The organism is Rhodococcus sp. IEGM1339, from assembly GCF_050321925.1.
Classification (GTDB): Bacteria; Actinomycetota; Actinomycetes; order Mycobacteriales; family Mycobacteriaceae; genus Rhodococcus; species Rhodococcus pyridinivorans.
Genome location: NZ_JBNQFT010000052.1, coordinates 1 through 3409 on the forward strand (window position 1 = coordinate 1; position 3409 = coordinate 3409).

At 62.5% G+C, this 3409-nt stretch carries 2 protein-coding genes; both read right to left on the reverse strand.

Annotated features, from left to right (window positions below):
- Positions 1–131: 131 nt before the first annotated feature.
- Positions 132–1055, reverse strand: coding sequence for a DUF1016 N-terminal domain-containing protein (locus ACQR3U_RS23265; protein WP_068166279.1), 924 nt, complete (start codon positions 1053–1055; stop codon positions 132–134).
- Between the two features lie 1740 nt (positions 1056–2795).
- Positions 2796–3080: a YciI family protein gene (locus tag ACQR3U_RS23270; protein ID WP_230811607.1), complete on the reverse strand. Its 285-nt coding sequence runs from the start codon at positions 3078–3080 to the stop codon at positions 2796–2798.
- Between the last annotated feature and the right edge of the window lie 329 nt (positions 3081–3409).

A 3409-nucleotide genomic window follows, 5' to 3' on the forward strand; every position in this document is an offset into this window, starting at 1 on the left:
CGCCACCGAACCCGCCGAGGAGGTTGCACCAGCACTGACCGCATAACCACCCGAGGAATCACGCGGCGACCTCGTTACACCACGCATCTGGACTTGACCGAGGTTCGGTTTTCACGACAAGGATCTTGCGATCACAATGTCGAGGCACCGGACACAATGTCGAGGTATCGGCTCGCGGCGCCCTCGACGCGGGCACCCTCGGCGACCATTGGCCACGCGCCGTCACGACCGCCGGCAATGGCTGCGCGGGAGAGGAAGTCCTCCCAGAGCGCGGGGGACCCGAACTCGCCGCGCCACTGGAGCGCGGGCAGGGTAACCCGGTGCAGGTTGTGCTCGTGGGTGGTGCCGATCGCGCCGTGTACTTGGTGGACGTTGCGCACCGCCACGGCCAGGGCCTGCGAGACGACGCTGCGTGCGACCGCGATGCGGAACTGGGAGAGCTCGCCGTCGAGGCCATTGGTGAGGGCGTCGGCGAGAGCGGTATCCACCCCGTCGATGGCGAGGAACTCGAGCGTGAACGGATCCTTGGTGATCTGCTGAGCAAGCTCGGAGTCGGGGCGTTCGAGAGCGCGCGGAAAGTTCGACGGGGCTGCCCCCTCCCGCGCGTGCAGGTTCGTCTTGATCTGGTGAGCCAGCACGGGACGACTCCAGCCGTGTGCGACGTCCTTGGCGCTGTACCACTCGCGTAACTCGACGTCCTCGAGCTTGTCGAGCAACTCGATGACATGTCCCCACGGCAATTGGCCAACGGGTCGTTGGCCGATTGCCGCCGGGTCGGGCCAGGCCTCAGCGAACCTGCGCATGTACTTGAGGTTGGCCGGGGAGAATCCCTTCACTCCGGGAAACTCGGTGCGCAGATCCTCCGAGAGCCGGGACAGGACTTTGCTGCCCCAGGGAGCTGTCTTCTGTCGCTCGATGATCGTCGCACCGATCTGCCAGTAGAGCCGGAGCAGTTCGGTGTTCACCCGGCGCTGGGCCACGTAGCGTGCTCGATGCACGAGCCGTTTGATGCTCTCGAGCGTGTCGGCGTACTCGGACGGGACGGGAGACGACATTCCTCGACGCTAACGGACCGAACCGGCCCCCGGCCACCCACCTGGTGATCTGCTGCTCGTGAGGAACCAACTGTTCCCATGCCGCACCGTGTCCATGAGGCCGGTCGGGGCGCACGGTGTCGACGACCGCAGCGATCAACTCGTCATCGATGTCGGCTGCAGTGCCGTCCCTGTTCAGCCCGGCAGTCTGGGCGGCGTCGACGTAACGTCGGACGGTCTTGCGGTCCACCCCGGCGTGGTCTGCGATGGTGCGCAGCCCAGGCGCCGGCAGAGCGGCTGTCCCGAGCCATAGTCGCAGTACTTCTCTGATCTCGTTCACACTGATCTCCCGAAAAGCCATGTCCGTCGACCTCCGCGACCTCGCTTGAGCTGTCACAGACGATCGAACGAGCAAACGACGAGATCACCGGCAAGGCGCGCCGGTGGTCCCATAACTGGCAATCCAGGTGGTCCCATCACCCTGGCAAAATCAGCTCACACCGGCCCCATGCTCATGGCAGACGACATGTCGTTACTGACTCAGCGCCATCTCCGGCAACGGGACGGCGAGCTCGGATCACTCTGTGTTCGATCTCCTTGGAATCGACGCGAACACGTTCTCTAACTTGAGATATGAAGCCGGATCCGGGTAAGCACATCGATACGGAGCCGACGACAGCAACGTACACTTCGATGGGTATCGGTAGGACGACTCTGACCGGCGTCAGCGATTCCCGTCGTGGATGGGCCACTACGAACACCACAGCGCGCACTGCGGCGATCCGTCGCTACGTCGACATACTGCAAACAGCTCGCCGGCGAAGGGGGTGTTCTATCGAGGACGGAGAACCCTGCTTCGATCATCGCCTTTGATCACCGAAGCAGGGTCCCGGCAGCCCGAGCGCAGGCAGCAGGTGGGATCTGCCCGTGCCCAGTGGCGGAGGCACGCCGCCTCGCCCATGCCGCATACGCACCATCGGCCGACACGTGGCTTTCGGTGGATACTCATGAGACGAACCGTCAACAGGTAGCTCGCTGTTTCTGGACCGCATGACTGTCGACGGAAGATACCTGCTCAATCAATATATGTAACAGTACTGTTCACTACTGCGTGACTTTGCCACCCCATCATTTCTGGATGCTCGTTCAGCGGCTTCGGAGCGTGGAGCACAGTTCCTGCGCGAGTCTCGACTATGTGCTGGGTGGCCAAGGCTTCGCCGTGCACCATCCGCGCACATCTACTGAACACGTCCAGTTTCCGTTGGCCAGAGCCTCCTGGATCTCCCGCCCAGGTATCCCGAAAGCTTCGAGGACCCGGCGATCGCTGGGCGCGACATTCTGAAGGGCGGTGGGGGCATAGAAACCGAGTGTGGGGGCGCGGGAACAGTCGTGGCTGACTTCCGGCGTAGCGTCCACGTCAAGGATAGAGAGATCTGTTCCAAGAGTGCCGTGTCACAACGGTTTCCGTTGACACGTCGGTTGTGTGAATCGACAGTCTCACCCTGCGCTGATTGTCTCTCGAACCCGTGGATTTGGTTGGACCCGATCAAGCGAGCACTCGATCGGCCGGCTGCGTCTCCGTCTGCGCGTTCACTCCACCAGGTATCGACGGGCGCCTCAGGACGTCACGTGACGCAATTCCTGGCCCCACAATACGATCCGCGCCTTCGTCGAATGCACACACTATGCGTCCCATCGTCTGGTCCACTGCAAAAATGCTGCATGCTGTGACCAACAGAAGCTAGGCATGCCGCTTCGTCGTCAGATTCCCACGAGGGGTCCGATGACGGGCTTCCACTGGTAGATGGTCTGGTCGACGACAACGCCCTGCGTGACATAGGGGTCCTTGGCGAGCAGGGCCTGCAGGTCGTATTCGCTGTCCGCCTTGAACACGAGCAGAGCGCCGGCTCCGTCGGCCCAGGCGCCCGCTTCCTGTAGCACGCCTTTGGCAGCCGCGTCCTTGACGAAGACCAGGTGGTCGGCATGGGCGGCCTCTTTGACAGATGCGTCAGTGGTGTACGACCAGATAACAGCGAACAGGGCCATGGTCACTCCTCGGGGCATACGGTCATGAAACGACGCGCGTACTCCTCATGGAATACGTACTCGAGTACGGTAGGGCGTCGGATGCCGCAGCGAGTGTCCTATTTTGCAACATCGTCCGTGCACGACGACGAGGTACAAACGGCATCATTGCTGTCCCGAACAGAGGTGGGAAGACGTCCGCTCGGCGTGAGGAAGAGGGTGTCCCCGCAGACTCAGCGGCGAGGATGTCTCGTTATGCGACAGAGTGTTTCAGGGGTCAGGAACCGAATGTTTCGTTTTCCAGGCCCAGCGCGCGGATCTTGCGGTAGAGGGTCGAGCGGGCCACACCG